This window comes from Paenibacillus sp. MER TA 81-3, assembly GCF_023713585.1.
GTDB lineage: Bacteria > Bacillota > Bacilli > Paenibacillales > Paenibacillaceae > Paenibacillus_B > Paenibacillus_B profundus.
This window is the reverse complement of record NZ_JAMAWB010000001.1, coordinates 32958-48270: the sequence shown is the minus strand read 5'-3', so window position 1 is coordinate 48270 and position 15313 is coordinate 32958. Positions and strand designations below refer to the sequence as shown.

The 15313-nt window shown below is 48.6% G+C and carries 16 protein-coding genes and 1 other annotated feature; of the genes, 1 reads left to right on the top strand and 15 read right to left on the bottom strand.

The window, feature by feature from the left end; genetic code table 11:
- Positions 1 to 77 precede the first annotated feature (77 nt).
- From M3650_RS00220 to lspA, 5 genes are all read right to left on the bottom strand, one after another.
- On the bottom strand, positions 78 to 989 hold the full coding sequence (locus tag M3650_RS00220) for an aspartate carbamoyltransferase catalytic subunit (RefSeq protein WP_251571472.1): 912 nt from the start codon (positions 987 to 989) through the stop codon (positions 78 to 80).
- 5 nt (positions 990 to 994) lie between these two features.
- Positions 995 to 1540 (bottom strand): bifunctional pyr operon transcriptional regulator/uracil phosphoribosyltransferase PyrR, encoded by a 546-nt coding sequence (gene pyrR, locus M3650_RS00215; RefSeq protein WP_251571470.1) that lies wholly within the window; start codon positions 1538 to 1540, stop codon positions 995 to 997.
- A 422-nt stretch (positions 1541 to 1962) separates the two neighbouring features.
- Complete coding sequence (locus M3650_RS00210; protein WP_251571978.1) at positions 1963 to 3216, bottom strand: LL-diaminopimelate aminotransferase; 1254 nt, start codon at positions 3214 to 3216, stop codon at positions 1963 to 1965.
- 177 nt (positions 3217 to 3393) lie between these two features.
- Positions 3394 to 4356, bottom strand: coding sequence for an RluA family pseudouridine synthase (locus tag M3650_RS00205; RefSeq protein ID WP_251571468.1), 963 nt, complete (start codon positions 4354 to 4356; stop codon positions 3394 to 3396).
- A gap of 66 nt (positions 4357 to 4422) precedes the next feature.
- Positions 4423 to 4929, bottom strand: a complete 507-nt coding sequence (gene lspA, locus M3650_RS00200; protein ID WP_251571466.1) for a signal peptidase II — start codon at positions 4927 to 4929, stop codon at positions 4423 to 4425.
- A 182-nt stretch (positions 4930 to 5111) separates the two neighbouring features.
- On the opposite strand from lspA, the gene M3650_RS00195 reads away from it, so the two are divergent.
- Entirely contained in the window at positions 5112 to 5870 is a 759-nt protein-coding gene (locus M3650_RS00195; protein ID WP_251571464.1) for a TraR/DksA C4-type zinc finger protein, read from the top strand.
- Here the strand turns inward: M3650_RS00195 and M3650_RS00190 are convergent.
- The 10 genes from M3650_RS00190 to sigG form a co-directional block, all read right to left on the bottom strand.
- Positions 5867 to 6274, bottom strand: a complete 408-nt coding sequence (locus M3650_RS00190) for a DUF5665 domain-containing protein (RefSeq protein WP_251571462.1) — start codon at positions 6272 to 6274, stop codon at positions 5867 to 5869. The two genes, M3650_RS00195 and M3650_RS00190, sit on opposite strands and share 4 nt — an antisense overlap.
- Positions 6275 to 6586: 312 nt before the next feature.
- Positions 6587 to 9679 carry an isoleucine--tRNA ligase gene (gene ileS / locus M3650_RS00185; RefSeq protein WP_251571459.1) on the bottom strand — a complete coding sequence of 1031 codons (3093 nt, stop codon included), beginning with the start codon at positions 9677 to 9679 and terminating at the stop codon, positions 6587 to 6589.
- Positions 9680 to 9738: 59 nt separating this feature from the next.
- Positions 9739 to 10027, bottom strand: a binding site (T-box leader).
- Between the two features lie 130 nt (positions 10028 to 10157).
- Positions 10158 to 10640, bottom strand: a complete 483-nt coding sequence (locus tag M3650_RS00180) for a DivIVA domain-containing protein (RefSeq protein WP_251571457.1) — start codon at positions 10638 to 10640, stop codon at positions 10158 to 10160.
- A gap of 95 nt (positions 10641 to 10735) precedes the next feature.
- Positions 10736 to 11527: a YlmH family RNA-binding protein gene (locus tag M3650_RS00175; RefSeq protein WP_251571455.1), complete on the bottom strand. Its 792-nt coding sequence runs from the start codon at positions 11525 to 11527 to the stop codon at positions 10736 to 10738.
- A gap of 126 nt (positions 11528 to 11653) precedes the next feature.
- On the bottom strand, positions 11654 to 11923 hold the full coding sequence (locus tag M3650_RS00170; RefSeq protein ID WP_019420628.1) for a YggT family protein: 270 nt from the start codon (positions 11921 to 11923) through the stop codon (positions 11654 to 11656).
- A gap of 7 nt (positions 11924 to 11930) precedes the next feature.
- On the bottom strand, positions 11931 to 12383 hold the full coding sequence (locus tag M3650_RS00165) for a cell division protein SepF (RefSeq protein WP_019420629.1): 453 nt from the start codon (positions 12381 to 12383) through the stop codon (positions 11931 to 11933).
- Complete coding sequence (locus tag M3650_RS00160) at positions 12383 to 13069, bottom strand: YggS family pyridoxal phosphate-dependent enzyme (RefSeq protein WP_019420630.1); 687 nt, start codon at positions 13067 to 13069, stop codon at positions 12383 to 12385. Before M3650_RS00160 ends, M3650_RS00165 begins: the two co-directional genes overlap by 1 nt.
- A complete protein-coding gene (gene pgeF / locus M3650_RS00155) occupies positions 13069 to 13926 on the bottom strand; it encodes a peptidoglycan editing factor PgeF (protein ID WP_251571453.1) in 858 nt (285 codons plus the stop codon). Before pgeF ends, M3650_RS00160 begins: the two co-directional genes overlap by 1 nt.
- 47 nt (positions 13927 to 13973) lie before the next feature.
- Positions 13974 to 14261: a YlmC/YmxH family sporulation protein gene (locus M3650_RS00150; protein WP_019420632.1), complete on the bottom strand. Its 288-nt coding sequence runs from the start codon at positions 14259 to 14261 to the stop codon at positions 13974 to 13976.
- Between the two features lie 259 nt (positions 14262 to 14520).
- Complete coding sequence (sigG, locus tag M3650_RS00145) at positions 14521 to 15303, bottom strand: RNA polymerase sporulation sigma factor SigG (RefSeq protein ID WP_251571451.1); 783 nt, start codon at positions 15301 to 15303, stop codon at positions 14521 to 14523.
- Positions 15304 to 15313 lie beyond the last annotated feature (10 nt).

Genomic DNA, 15313 nt, shown 5'->3' with positions numbered 1-15313 from the left:
CGTGCTGTTCCGTTCTCTATCGGATATTGACTTCCCTCTACATGAAGAAGTTTGGTTGTTCAGAACTCTCACTATAATTAAGTCATGGCCCGTTCTAGAACCGCCATTCGTATAGGCACACCATTTGCCATTTGGTCGAAAATACGCGACTGTTCACATTCGACGACACTGTCGTCAATTTCGACGTTGCGGTTAACCGGGGCAGGATGCATGATAATGGCATGTGGTTTCATCTGTGCAACGCGTTCAAGTGTTAGCCCGTAACCGGACCGGTATTGCTCCGCCGAGTTCAACATATTCGATTCGTGCCGTTCCAATTGAACTCGCAGCATCATGACGACATCGGCTTGCAGCGCCTCATTCATGGTGACATATGGCACATCCAAATCATGTGTGCGCATATTGTCTGGAGCGCAGAAGCTGACCTGTGCCCCGAACTTGCGCAGCGCCCATAGATTGGAGCGTGCAACACGACTGTGCTCGACGTCTCCGACTATCGCTACGTTAAGGCCGCTCAACTGTCCGAAATGCTTTCTTATTGTATATATATCGAGCAGAGCCTGAGTCGGATGCTCGTTGATACCGTCCCCTGCATTGACTAGCGGCATTTTGACGCGCTCCGCAATTTGTTCCAAGAGACCTACCGGCTTTAGGCGAATCACTCCTGCATCCATCCCCATTGATTCCAACGTGCGAACCGTGTCATAGATGGATTCGCCTTTCTCTACGCTGGAAGCCGCAGCCGTGAAGTTAATCACTTCTGCACCAAGCCGCTTCTCGGCCACTTCGAACGAACAGCGGGTGCGGGTGCTGTTCTCGAAGAACATGTTTGCAACAAATTTATGTCGGAGAACATCGTTCACCTTAATGGGCTGCTGCTCCCAGTAAGCGGCGCGATCCAGAATCGATTCAATCTCTTGCTTGCTAAGATCCTTGAGTCCGAGCAAGCTGCGTTCCTTCACCGTACGGTCCATTTGTACCATTGTCATTGCTGCTACCCCCTGTGGTGTACGATTTTCACTTCATCGATACCATCGATTTCTGCAAGTGCCACTTCAATTTCTTCTATTCGCGAGGTCGGTACGTTCTTGCCGACGTAGTCCGGTCGTATCGGCAGTTCACGATGTCCTCGGTCTGCCAGTACCGCCAGCTGTATCATTTGCGGCCGGCCTTGGTCCATCAGGGCATCCATCGCCGCTCGAATCGTGCGGCCGGTATACAGCACGTCATCGCATAAAATCACTTTTGTATCTTGTATCGGGAAAGGTTCGCTTATGGCTGCCATTTCCCGCTCTTCTTTTTTCTTGTCATCCCGATACGGCGTAATGTCCAGTTCGACGACCTGGATGCTCGTATTCTCGATGAGCTGTATTCGTTCCGCGATTCGCCGTGCAATGTATATGCCCCTTGTTCGAATTCCGACCAGCACACAATTCTCAATCCCTTTGTTGCGTTCCAGAATTTCGTGGGCAATTCGGGTAAGCGCTCGCCGAATCCCCGCTTCATCCATAATAATGTTGAAGTCTGCCGTACTACTCATTTGGGTGATTACTCCTTCCGTTATAAGTCCCATATTGCAAAGGCCGTTTTCTTATGTGCAACCTCAAGATTCGATATCGAATCTTGAAATGCTTCGTGATCAAAAGTGGACTTTTTGAACAACCTCTTTAAGTGTTTGCGGTTAATCGCACAAAAAAACTCCTTGCCCGCAGGCAAGGAGTTGTATGCTTCATAAGTGAGCATGAAAGGATACGGCGTGACCAGGGCGTGAGAAGACCTTCCGCAGCTTCAATCACTTCCCACTCTCTGGTAGTTAGTGATTGCACTTGAAGACCTTCACCCTTCACGAGTCCTTTCTCGCAATGAGCGTTACCTTGCCAGCCTCTCGGGACTGATTTAAAGGTTCAATATTCATTTAACAGGATTATCCCACTTCCCCTGCATCCTGTCAAGCAGAGTAAATTAAAAAATATATTCCACATCTGTCAGTCTACGCTTCAACTCCGCAATGACACGGCGTTCATCCGCTTCACCATCAGCTTGGAACGTAACCGAGAACCGAATAAAGCAGCCCGCCTCATCCCAAGGAACCGTGGAAATCAACTTCTCCCGGATCAGATATTGGGAAAAATCTTCTGCCGTTGCAAACTGGGGTCCGTTCTGTATCGATTTTGGCGCCTCCACATATAGGAAGAAAGATCCTTTCGGCTTCTCGGCACGGAATCCCGCCTCATTCAAAGCCGATACGAGCAGGTCGTGACGGCGTGAATATTTGTTCGCAATCTTTTCTGTAATTTCCGGATGCGAAAGCCCATATGCCGCTGCCTTCTGAATGGCGATAAACTGTCCCGAATCGTTGTTGTCCTTCACATCGCCAAATGCTTTGATGATAAGCGGATTACCCGCAATAAAGCCAATGCGCCAGCCCGTCATATTATAAGACTTCGACAGGGAGTGAAGCTCAACGCCCACCTCTTTTGCACCAGGTACGCTCATGAAACTGAATGGCTTGGCCCCATCGAACGTCAATGCGGCATAGGGTGCATCGTGAACGATAATGACTTCATGACGCTTCGCCCACGCGATCGCTTTCTCGAAAAATTCGATCGTGGCCGCCGCACCTGTCGGATTGTTCGGATAGTTCAAATAAAGCAGCTTGGCTCGGCGGCAGATGTCCAGCGGAATCCGATCCAAATCGGGCAGAAATCGCTGTTCCTTCGTCAACGGAATGTTATATACTTCTCCACCCAAATACTTCGTATGCGTGCCCATCACTGGATATCCCGGAACCGTCATAATGGTTACGTCTCCCGGATTGATGAAGCAGGACGGAAGCATAGCCAGCGCTGGCTTCGTGCCGATGGAATGAAGCACTTCCGTCTCGGGATCAATGTCCTGCACCCCGAACACAGTGCGCAAATATTCAACCGCCGCCATTTTAAATTCAGAAATTCCATTATCGGCATAGCCGCGGTTCTCCGGCTTTCCTGCTTCTTCAGCCAGCATCGCCACAATGCCAGCATCGGCCATCTCGTCCGGCTCGCCTACTCCCATATCAATCAATTCAATTTCGGGATACGCTTGTTTAGCGGCTGCTTTCGCACGTTTTATTTTTTCGAATTTGTAAATGTTCGTGTCTTTGCCGTAATTTGCTCCACCAATGCGCTCTGCAAAGGTGTGTTGAATATATGTGTTCTGATAACGCTGTATTGTCATCGTCATTGCAGCTCCTTCTCTCAATGATTCGATCATCCTTGTTGCTATAACTATGCTGGAATTCGTCATTGAAAGGAATGGAGCATTCATTTAACAATTTGCATTAATTACACGACTACTAAACATACAATTCCAATATATAACGAATGGAGATGAGGGTTCTTTGCATGATTATGCCTATCTATTTCGAATCGATTGCAGCAGCATTTCCATATCCTCAGGCAGAGGAGCTGTAAATTCAAGCGTCTCACCGGAAGTCGGATGAACGAATCCGAGCGTGGCCGCATGCAATGCCTGGCCATCCATCGACAATCCCCGCGTACCGCGGCTGTACATCGGATCACCTACGAGCGGATGACCGATAAACTTCATATGGACGCGTATTTGATGCGTTCGTCCCGTCTCGAGCTGCAGCTCAACAAACGTCGCATCCCCGAATCTCTCCAGCACTTTAAAGTGCGTCACCGCATGCTTGCTGTTGCGTTCCGTGACCGTGTACATTTTGCGATCATAGGAATCACGTCCGATTGGCGCGTCGACTGTGCCTTGATCATGCGGAACGTTGCCATGCACCAATGCCATATATTTGCGCGTGACCGAATGCTCTTTCAATTGAGCCGCAAGATGAACATGCGCGCGGTCATTCTTTGCCGCCATCAATAATCCTGAAGTGTCTTTATCGATCCGATGCACGATGCCTGGCCGCAGTTCTCCGTTAATGCCGGACAAGTCTTTGCAGTGGTACATGAGCGCATTGACTACCGTGCCGGAAGTATGTCCCGGCGCTGGATGCACAACCATGCCGCGCGGTTTGTTAATAACGATGACATCGGCATCCTCATAATAAATATCAAGCGGAATCGGTTCCGAGATAATATCGACGGGAGCCGGGTCCGGCATCTTCAGCTCGATCGTATCGCCTTCAACTACTTTATAATTTGGCTTTACCGCCTGTCCATTCACTTGAATCGCATGATCACGAATCCACAACTGCACTTGGGAACGCGATATTTCTTCTTCTATGGAGTCGGTAATATATTTATCGATCCGTTCTTTAGCATGCTCAGCTTCCACTGTCCATATGAAGACCTCCCGATCCTCATTGTCGGCGTGACCAGCATCATGTTGTATATTACTCATTGCATTTATCCTTCCATATGTTGTTGCTGAAAAGGGCATTTCGAACACGCATCTTATGTGTCTGCTCTAGCGATTGTTGGCCGTGGGATCATCTTGTCCATGTGCCTTTTCAAGCTCCTTCTCATGCTTTACCGTTAGTAAAGCATCAAGTAGAACGAAGCCAACTCCGACACAAATCCCCGTATCCGCAATATTAAAGATGGGGAAGGTGTAGGAACCGAAGTTGAACTGCAGAAAATCGACAACCTCTCCCGTCAGAAGGCGGTCAAGGAAATTTCCAACGGCTCCCCCTAAGATGAGACTTAGTCCCAGCGGTAAAATGACGCCCTTTTGATGTTTAATCTTCTGCATGTACCAAATAATCCCTGCCACAACGATTATCGTCACGATAACAAAAAACCAGCGCTTATTTTCCAGAATGCTGAACGCGGCGCCTGTGTTGCGATGCGACGTAATGAGAAAGAAATTTCCGATAACCGAAATTTGTTCATATAATTCTAGCTTTGTAGCAATTATCCACTTTGTGCCCTGATCAATCAAAAAAACGATTAGAGCAATGATATAGTACCACACGGCCCTACTGTCACCTCATTTTCGTATGTATTTCTTTCCTAAGACCACGCTCATTGTATCATAGGTTGAAAAATGCCGTCCAATCCAACCCAACCTCTGTGGCATTTACCATGAAGTTTTTTGCCTAAAACGCACATTCTATACGTAAGCGTTACGTCAACCCGAAAGGAGTCTTGCGAACGATGCCTCAACTGACCGCAGACCAATTAGCAAGCTTACGGCAAAGCTTAATCGATACGAAGGCCAACCTTGAGCAGCGCATGAAGCAGGGAGAGCATTATGGTTTGTCCCATTCATTGCGTGAAAATACAGGCGAGCTGTCGACTATCGACAACCATCCCGCCGATGTGGCGACAGAAATGTATGAACGCGGCAAAGATATCGCGCTGAATGAACATCATGAAATATTGCTTGAACGGATTGAGACCGCATTGGGTATGATGACAAAAGGCACGTACGGCATTTGTGTCGTATGCGAAGAACATATTCCTTACGAGCGACTTGAAGCAGTACCTTCGACAATGTATTGCGTAGAACATTGCCCAGAGACATTCGTATCGGATCGGCGTCCAGTAGAAGAGCAATTTTTGACTCCTCCCTTTGGCCGTACCAGCCTTGATGAGCTTGATACACAGAACGGCTTCGACGGTGAAGATGCTTGGCAAATCGTTGAAGCATGGGGCACTTCGGATTCACCAGCGATGCATGAAGAACGCAATGCAGACGACTATGATCACCTGACGATCGAAGCTTCCGAAGAATTGGACGGCAGCGTCGAAGCGTTCGAAAGCTTCGTTGCCACTGATATTACTGGGCGTCATGTATCAATCGTCCGCAATCACCAATACCGTCAGTATATGGAAAGTGGTGAAGGCATCCCTTTACTTGAAGAGGATGAGCATATCGATTTAACCGACCATGCGGAACCGGATTTGCACTAATAAAACTTCGTGTCCAGCTGTCGTTGAACGATACGTACAATATCTGCAATGAAATCGCCGATGATTGGCAGGTTAAGCGCCCCGAGATATTGCAATATATATACAATGATTGCGGTAACTATCGTGAAGCCGATAGCGATCCCGACCCCCCGTGCGGTGCCTCCCATAAGATTGACCCATATTAAGCGGCGAGGATTCAATTGAAGTTCCGTATATTCATAAATACGGGACTTCTCCATTTGCTGCGCCATAAGAACGGTATAGTCGTGTATCGTCTTCATCATCTTGCGTTCTTCTTCATCATTGTCCGGAATTGCAGCTGGGAACTCGGTCGTGATGGGCTCTCGTTTTTCTTGCTCCTGTTCCTTCTTATCTTTATTTTTTCTTTGCCTTGACATTGACATGCCTCCTCACTAAGGCCAAACGGTGAAAAAAGAAAACCCTCTATCGAGGCCATTCCAAGATAAGCGACCACGTATAGGTTTTATCACCATAAGGATGGTTGATTGTGTTTCATAGAACTTAAACTTTCCTTAATGGTAAAAAGAGCGCGACCTGATGCTGGATAAATTCCCTGCAAGGTCAACGCTCTCCTCTCATATTTCCACGCTACAAGCGGTATTCATCTTAGTGTTCCCTTGGAAGTGATGCTCATTCCCGTGCCCGCCAATCGATATAAGAAATTGTTTAAAAAGTCCCCTTTTTAAACGTGTTCTTTAAGAAATATGCACGCGGATTGTCTTCTGTCCCAAATCGATCGTTTCCATCATATCGTCCGTACCAAAGGATAAGGAAGCGACAAGAACATTGTCACGCAGCGTCGATTCGAACGCTTGAATAGCCGCTTTCAATTCATCATCCACATCCAATACGATGTCAACGCGTTTCTCAATTGGCAAATCAAGCTTTTTACGCGTATCTTGAATACCGCGGACGACTTCACGCACCCAGCCTTCTTGTTCGAGCTCTGGCGTGATGTCTGTGTTGAGCGCGACCGTCATTTGATAGCCAGATGCGGATGCGAAGCCCGACTTCGCCTGCTTCTCAATGAGCAGCTCATCGCGAGTAATGATTAATGTCTCGCCATCGGCACTAGTGAAGCTCCATTCACCTTGTTCGACGATTTGACGCGTGTCTTCCGCTGTCATTGCTTTCAAGCTGGCTTGCAGCGGCCCGACGTTCTTCCCGTACTTTTTCCCCGCTACTTTCAAGTTCAGCTTCAAGGCGAAATCAACAAAGCCATTGTCGCTTGTCTCAATGCGAATATCTTTCACATTGATTTCGTCCTTAATAACCTCGTCATAGCCAGCCAGATCGAACTGTCGATCCATAGAAATAATGAGCTCAGACAGCGGTTGGCGTGTCTTAATGCTCGTTTCGTTGCGGACGTTGCGGGCAAGCTCAACGATTTGACGCGCTGTCTCCATGTCACGCTCAAGCTCCGCATCTACCATAGCTTCATTTGCTTGCGGATATTCGGCTAAATGGACGCTTTGGCATTCGCCGCCCAGATTCGTGTACATATCTTCAGCCACCATCGGAGCGTATGGCGCAATCAGCTTCGCAAGAGTTACCAGCACCGTGCGAAGCGTCTGGTATGCCGACAGTTTGTCTTCCGTCATCTCGCTGCCCCAGAAGCGGTCGCGGGAGCGACGGATGTACCAGTTGCTCAGCTCATCTACGTATACTTCGATCGCCTTCGCCGGATTTAAGAAATCGTTCGCTTGCAATCCCTTGATTACCGTTGCCATTAACGTATGCAAGCGGGACAGAATCCACCGATCCAGCTTGTTAGCGGACGGACGATCCTCATACGCTTTCGGATCATACTGATCGATGGTCGCATACAACGCATAAAAAGCATGTGTATTTACGAGCGTATCGATTACTTTAGACTTCGCCTCGGCTACAATCTGCTTGGAGAAGCGCTTCGAGTTCCATGGCGCGCTGTCAGATAACAACGCCCAGCGGAAGGCATCGGTTCCATATTCGTTGATGATTTCCCAAGGATCGATAACGTTGCCTTTGGATTTAGACATTTTTTGCCCGTTCTCATCCAAAATATGCCCGGTAGCAATGACTGCTTTATACGGCGCTTTGCCATTGTACAATGTCGAGACAGCCAGCAAGCTGAAGAACCAGCCGCGAGTTTGGTCGATTCCTTCACAAATCATATCTGCCGGATATAGCTCATTGAAGCTCTTCTCGTCGCCGAATGGATAATGATGCTGCGCAAACGGCATCGAGCCGCTGTCGAACCAGACATCAATGACTTCCGAAGTGCGTTCCATCTCGCCGTGGTCGCAATGCGGACAGTTGAGCTTCACTTCGTCTACATAAGGCTTATGGAGCTCCAAGTCTGGCGCAATCGGCACAGTCGCACGTTCACGCAAATCTTGGTGGCTGTGCGGCGCATACTCGCCTTTACAGGAGTTGCACACCCACACGTTAAGCGGCGTTCCCCAATAGCGATTGCGGCTGATGTTCCAATCGACGAGGTCTTCCAGGAAGTTGCCGAAGCGTCCTTCGCGAATATGGGACGGATACCAGTCCACCTTATTGTTATTTTCAATTAATTGATCTTTAACCGCTGTCGTCTTGATGAACCATGATTCGGTCGCATAATAGAGAAGCGGTGTCTTGCAGCGCCAGCAGAATGGATAGCTGTGCTCGTATTTTTCTTTGCTGTACAACGTTCCTCGCTCGGACAACGTCTTCACGATGTCGATATCACAATCTTTTACGAACCGGCCCGCGAAGTCGCTCACTTCGTCCATGTAGCGGCCTTGTGTGTCGACTACGCTGACGAAGCTAATCCCGTTCTCGCGGCAGCTCTTATAGTCATCTTCCCCGTGAGCAGGAGCCATATGAACGATCCCCGTACCGCTTGAATCCGTTACGAAGCCTGCGGATACGATGAGATGGCCTTTTTCCGGTTTGATGAATGTAAACGGCGCGTCATATGTTCTGCCGATGAATTCGGAACCTTTATGCTCCGACAGAACGGTGTATGATCCATTCATCACGTCCTCGGCCAAGTTCTTCGCAACAATATAGACAGCATCGTCTTGCTGAACGCGCACATAGTCCATATCCGGGTTCATCGCCAGCGCTGCGTGCGCAGGCAGTGTCCAAGGCGTAGTCGTCCATGCCAACACATATTCACCGGTATCATGCAATTTGAACTTTACGGTCGCGGACAGATCCTTGACCGTTTCATACCCTTGCGCCACTTCGTGCGAGCTCAGAGTCGTCTGGCAGCATGGGCAGTACGGGCTGACACGATGGCCGCGGTACAAAAGCCCTTTGTTATGAATCGTGGACAAAATGTGCCATACGCTCTCAATGTACTTGTTATCAAGCGTAATATATGGATCGTCAAGATTCGTCCAGTAGCCGATCGCTTCAGTTAGCTCGCGCCACTGCTTTTCATATTCGAAGACGCTGTTCTTACATTTCTTGACGAACGCTTCCACGCCATAGTTCTCGATTTCCTGCTTGCCAGAGATACCCAATTGCTTCTCCACGCCAAGCTCGACAGGCAGACCGTGCGTATCCCAGCCAGCCTTGCGCACGACGCGGTAGCCCGCCATCGTCTTATAGCGGCAAATGAAGTCTTTCATTACGCGTCCAAGCACATGACCGATATGAGGCGCACCATTCGCCGTTGGCGGTCCTTCATAGAATACGAAGTTCGGTTTACCTTCCCGCTGTTCAATTGATTTTTCAAACGTATGCTCTTGGTTCCATTTTGCTAATACGCGAAGTTCCCGCTCGCGGGCGCGTTCTTTGACATCTACTTTTCTCATGATATCTCTTCCTTTCTCCATACCGTAATCAGTTTGCAATAAAAAAAACCCCATCCCAATAAAGGGACGAGGTTATCTCGCGTTACCACCCTTGTTCCGCCCATCGAAGTGAGTTGTCCCTCACTTTATTGCACGGCACTCTGATCGTGTATTGTATATACACGCCCTCGATAACGGTAGGGTTCCGGTTAAGCTTCAGGTTAGAACGTATGCATACGCAACGGCTTCTAAGGTTCAGCCTAACTTCTCCGGGATGATGTCCACTCACGGCTTGTTCATCGGTTCACAGCATCTCCGACTCTCTGGAGAACAAGGTGCGTGACGGCGCGTTCCCGTCATTGAATTGCTGTTATGTTGCGGTCAGACTGAATCATCGACATTGTGGCGCTGATTCAGAACTTGCCCGAAAGGTTACTTATCGAATAATACATAGTTATAGCGCGTTTTGGCACAAATGTCAAACACGACTTGAGGAGGATTAATACAATTCTTTTACTTCGGCACGTTCAAGCGCTTCCCAACCATCTTGACTGAGAAGCTCCAGTTGCGCTTCCACCAGCGTACGGAAACGGGCGCGGTAAATGGAAGCTTGCTTCTTCAGCTCTTCCACTTCCATTGCAATTTTACGGGATTTCGTCAGCGCATCGTTAACGATGCGGTCCGCATTTTTCTCCGCTTCTTTAATGATGAGCTGCGCTTCTTTCTTTGCATTGCTCTTCACTTCGTCAGCCGCTTCTTGGGCCACAATGATCGTCTTGCTCAACGTTTCTTCCAAGTTCGCAAAGTGATTGAGCTTATCCTGCAAGCCTGCGGCATGGCTCTGCATTTCCTTGTTCTCGCGGATAGCCGCCTCATAATCTTTAATGATTTGGTCTAGAAATTCGTTAACCTCGTCCTCATCGTAACCGCGCAGCTTACGGCCAAATTCTTTGTTATGTATGTCCAGTGGTGTCAATGGCATGATGTGCACCTCCTCAAAATTACGAACCCTAGAGCGTATCCTTTTTTTCGACAAATTCATGCAGAAATCCTGCATACTCCCGTTCCCAAATGTTCCTAACGGGCATACGTTCCCACCGTAATCCGCATGCGGCCTTTCTTCGTCATCCCTTCCATGTCGATGACCTTAAAGCGTCCAAAGCCCTGCAGCGACACAACATCGCCTACTCCAAGTTGAGCGGACGGATTCTCTTCTACTTTCCAATTAACCTTGCAGCGCCCCGCTTTAATGGGAGCAACAATTTTCGTGCGGCTCAGTCTGAATACATCGCTTGCGATGCCATCCAGACGAAGCGACGCGACACTGAGCTGCATCACATTCAGTTCCACATTAGTGGTCCGCAAGTCGGAAAGCGGCAGCACTTCCGTAAACACATTGACCCGATGCACTTGACGAAGGTGCGTATCGAGAAAAGACGCTATCTCCTCGGTTATTAGCACATGGCAACGGTCCTCACTGATGTGAATGTCACCTATTTTGTCCCGCTTTATTCCTAAACCAAGCACTGCACCCAAAAAATCGCCATGTTCGAGCTCGTCCCATTTCCGATCAGAGGATGTGATCTCCATGACGGATATCCCCATCTCTTCTCCATCGACATAGACATAATCGGGGGCGATTAGCGCCCGCTTGCGCTCGGCCTGTTCATACCCGCCGTCAAGCCGAAGCTGTACGTCTGGTTGACGATTGACAAGCGTGGCTACGATGAAGGCTTGCCGCGGATCCATAAAATCAGTGCGCCGTACTTCATGTTCTTGCGCAGCGCGCGTCGCCCACTCCCATGCACGATCGACAAACGCGCGTTCATCGGGATGGAAGTGAGCGTATACACTTTCGTTGGCTGTCATTGCTATTCGCCGCCCTTTACAAGCTCTGCTCCAGCTTAGCTGACACGCCCTCCCTGTCCAAGGACATGCCGTAGCTGTCAGAGAAATAAGGCAAGAATACATCTGCAATATATTCTTCCTTATTCATTAGAAAATATATTGAACGACCGCAAATAAGCCCATGTAAACGAAGTGGAGCGTAAACAAAGCTACGATCGGGGAGATGTCAAGCATACCGCCAATCGGCGGAATAATGCGCCGGAACGGGGCTAAATAAGGTTCGACGATCTTACCTATTATTTCACCCACGAAGCTTTCGCGTACGTTAGGCACCCAAGACATCAAAATATAAATAATAATGAGCCATCTGTATATCTGATATAAATAGCCCAAGTACGTTAACACCTGGATTTCCAAATTCAGGTCACCTCATTTGATTGTAGTCAAACTCTTCTGCGAACATCTCAGTGATCGAACCTTGAATTTCAATATGCTCCGGCGTACAAATAAATATATTTCCGCCAATCTTCGATATATTTCCGCTCAAGGCGTATACGGTTCCGCTTAAGAAGTCGATAATGCGCAAGGCTTGGTCGTTGCGCACACGCTGCAAATTAACAACGACCGAGCGCCGTGAACGCAGATGATCAGCGATCTCTTGCGCTTCATCGTAAGACCGGGGTTCATAGAGCACCACTTTAGCCGCTTTTTGTGAATGGATGCTCACAATGTTGGCTCCCTTCGATGAAGACTTGCGTTGGTCGAATACCGGTGCTTCCAGCTCGTGCTCTTCGGCGTCCGCCACCTTTTCACGTTCGATGATCTCTTCTTCTTCTTGCAGTCCGAGAAAATTCATAAAACGGTTCATTACACCCATTATGCTTCCCCTTCCTTCCCTACCAGGATGGAACCAAGCCGAACCCATGTTGCTCCTTCTTCGATGGCAATCTCGAAATCATTGGACATTCCCATAGATAAATGCGGTAACGATTCGGGCATTGTCGCCTCCAGTTCATCACGCAGCAGCCTTAAGCCACGAAAGACGGGTCTCGTCTCTTCCGGTTGCAGTTCGTAAGGGGCCATTGTCATTAATCCAACCGGCTCGAGATGAGGAAACGCACGCAATTGTTCCAGGAACGATGACACCTGCTCTGGAGGCAATCCTTGCTTCGTATCTTCACCAGAGATATTTACCTGTATTAAGCAGCGCACGCGTTCTTCCAGTGAAGCAGCGCGCTTCTCGATGGCCTGTGCCAGAGAAAAGCGGTCCAAGGAATGGACGTAGGTGAACTTTCCCACAACGTCCTTCGCTTTGTTGCTTTGCAATGATCCGATAAAATGCCACGTTGCTTCCGCGCCGAAAGCTTTCCATTTCGCTTCCGCATCCTGCCAACGATTCTCGCCGATATGTGGCAAGCCAGCGTGAATCGCCTCTCCTGTAGCTTCAAGCGAGACATACTTCGTTACAGCTATCACTTGAACTTCGTCTCGCTCACGGCCACTGCGATCGCATGCGGCTTGTATGCGTTGTTCTACAGCTTGTATTCGCTGCTGCAGCGTCATCATGTCATCCTCCAACCAATCCAACTCATCATACGTCCGGTTGCTCCCCCTTCCATGCGATGGGAGAAGAACATATCAGTATGGCAACCGGTACACAAACTAGTACATTCGATATTTGTTGTCAAAATTCCTGCTTGGTTCAACAATTGTCGATTCAGTTCTCGCAAATCCAGCATGGCATGTCCTGGCGTCGTGGGACGAATGATCGTGTCCGCATGCGCCATCGCCTCCGGACAAGCCGTTAACACGCTATTTACCTCTGACAGCACGCGCTCGTCCACCTCATAACAGCAAGGTCCGATGGATGGACCTATCGCTACACGAATGTGTTCAAGTTGACATTGGTAATTCGCCATCATCGTATGTATCGTCGCCGGTCCGATTTTGCTTACCGTCCCTTTCCACCCTGCGTGAGCAAGTCCGACAACATGCTGCACTGGATCAAGGAACAAGAGCGGGACACAATCGGCATAGAACGATGTCAGCATAACCCCTGTTACATCAGTAACCAGGGCATCCGCATTTTGAATCGCATCATCCCGATTCAATCTCCCTCTGCCGCGTTCGTCCGACGTTACGATATGCACGCGGTTGCCATGCACCTGTTCCGCGCATGTCCACGCATCGAACGGCATACCGCTGGCCTCAGCGACACGCAGACGATTCATTATTACATGTTTTTCATCGTCTTGAACATGGAGCGCGCAGTTTAATGTACCGCAGTCACCTTCGCTGACCCCTCCACTTCGTGTCGTGAAGCCGGCAGTCAATGCCGGATATGCATCCGTCCAGCCTTTTAGTTCAAGCAGCACAGGCCCGTCATCATGTTTCTTTCGCTGAAGCACAAAAGGTTCCATCAATGTTCACCTCAACGTACAGTGTACCATAAACAGCCCTTGTAAGCCTATGCTTTGTGCTGAAACGACGTGTCCTCATACTCCTCGGTTCGTATCGTCTTTGTCTCTTCCATTTTGACAAGCACAACGTCGGCCCCAATTTTGACGATATTGCGCCATGGGATAACCAGCTCCGTGCCTCCACCGAACATGCCAAGGAACTTGCTGTAATTGGGCACGACAATGGAATCGATGCGGCCCTGCTTCAAATCGAGTTCTACATCGCTAACTTGCCCTAGCTTTTTCCCGTCTACAATATTGATGACATCCTTCGTTTGGAAATCGGATATTTTCATAAGTATTCACCACGACACATTGGATTTGACCTTTCTTTACAGAGGTTGTTCATAAAGTCCTCTTTTGAATGCGCACCTATATACCTTAAGTATATGTATCCTTCGGGCAAAATGTCCTTTTCCCGCGATTAACATTTCCGAGGAGTGAATTGGATGCGACACATTTGTCTCGCTCCCCCTACGCCCAAGGATGTCCTTAAACGTTAAAAAAGCCGACGCTTCTAAGCGGTCGGCTGTAAGCATAACTTAACATGAAGGGTTAAGTTTGAACATGCTTCTGCATTTGATTAATAGCGGATTTTTCAAGTCGTGATACTTGAGCTTGGGATATTCCAATCTCATCCGCAACCTCCATCTGAGTCTTTCCTTCAAAAAAACGCATTGATAAAATCATCTTCTCGCGCTCATTCAATTTACGCATCGCCTCTCGAAGCACAATCTCTTCGATCCAAGACACGTCTTTGTTCTTATCGTCGCTTATTTGATCCATCACATAGATTGGATCGCCGCCATCGTGATAAATCGGTTCAAACAGCGAGACGGGGTCTTGAATGGCGTCAAGCGCAAATACGACGTCTTCCTTGGGAACGTTTAAAGCCTCTGAGATTTCATTGATCGTCGGCTCCCGAGAATTCTGATTCGTCAAGGAATCACGAACTTGCAACGCCTTGTACGCGATATCCCGTAAGCTGCGAGACACCCGGATCGGATTGTTGTCCCGCAAATACCGGCGAATTTCACCTATAATCATCGGGACCGCGTAGGTTGAGAATTTGACGTTCTGCCCTAGGTCAAAGTTGTCGATGGCTTTCATCAATCCGATGCAGCCGACTTGAAATAAATCATCAACAAACTCTCCGCGATTATTAAAGCGTTGGATGACGCTAAGGACAAGGCGCAAGTTACCGTTGACTAACTTTTCTCGAGCCGAACGGTCGTTTCGTTCCTGCAGAGACACGAACAATTCTCTCATTTCGGCGTTAGTGAGCACGGGTAACTTCGATGTATCGACACCGCAAATTTCGACTTTGTTTCGGGTCATTCGTGACTAC

Bases quoted from the DNA above. Each gene is read 5' to 3' on its own strand.
- M3650_RS00210 (WP_251571978.1), bottom strand. From the start codon at position 3,216: ATGACAATACAGCGTTATCAGAACACATATATTCAACACACCTTTGCA.
- sigG (WP_251571451.1), bottom strand. From the start codon at position 15,303: ATGACCCGAAACAAAGTCGAAATTTGCGGTGTCGATACATCGAAGTTA.
- M3650_RS00150 (WP_019420632.1), bottom strand. From the start codon at position 14,261: ATGAAAATATCCGATTTCCAAACGAAGGATGTCATCAATATTGTAGAC.
- M3650_RS00160 (WP_019420630.1), bottom strand. From the start codon at position 13,069: ATGACGCTGCAGCAGCGAATACAAGCTGTAGAACAACGCATACAAGCC.
- M3650_RS00220 (WP_251571472.1), bottom strand. From the start codon at position 989: ATGACAATGGTACAAATGGACCGTACGGTGAAGGAACGCAGCTTGCTC.
- M3650_RS00180 (WP_251571457.1), bottom strand. From the start codon at position 10,640: ATGCCATTGACACCACTGGACATACATAACAAAGAATTTGGCCGTAAG.
- M3650_RS00165 (WP_019420629.1), bottom strand. From the start codon at position 12,383: ATGGGTGTAATGAACCGTTTTATGAATTTTCTCGGACTGCAAGAAGAA.
- M3650_RS00175 (WP_251571455.1), bottom strand. From the start codon at position 11,527: ATGACAGCCAACGAAAGTGTATACGCTCACTTCCATCCCGATGAACGC.
- pyrR (WP_251571470.1), bottom strand. From the start codon at position 1,540: ATGAGTAGTACGGCAGACTTCAACATTATTATGGATGAAGCGGGGATT.
- M3650_RS00205 (WP_251571468.1), bottom strand. From the start codon at position 4,356: ATGAGTAATATACAACATGATGCTGGTCACGCCGACAATGAGGATCGG.
- M3650_RS00195 (WP_251571464.1), top strand. From the start codon at position 5,112: ATGCCTCAACTGACCGCAGACCAATTAGCAAGCTTACGGCAAAGCTTA.
- pgeF (WP_251571453.1), bottom strand. From the start codon at position 13,926: ATGGAACCTTTTGTGCTTCAGCGAAAGAAACATGATGACGGGCCTGTG.
- ileS (WP_251571459.1), bottom strand. From the start codon at position 9,679: ATGAGAAAAGTAGATGTCAAAGAACGCGCCCGCGAGCGGGAACTTCGC.
- M3650_RS00190 (WP_251571462.1), bottom strand. From the start codon at position 6,274: ATGTCAATGTCAAGGCAAAGAAAAAATAAAGATAAGAAGGAACAGGAG.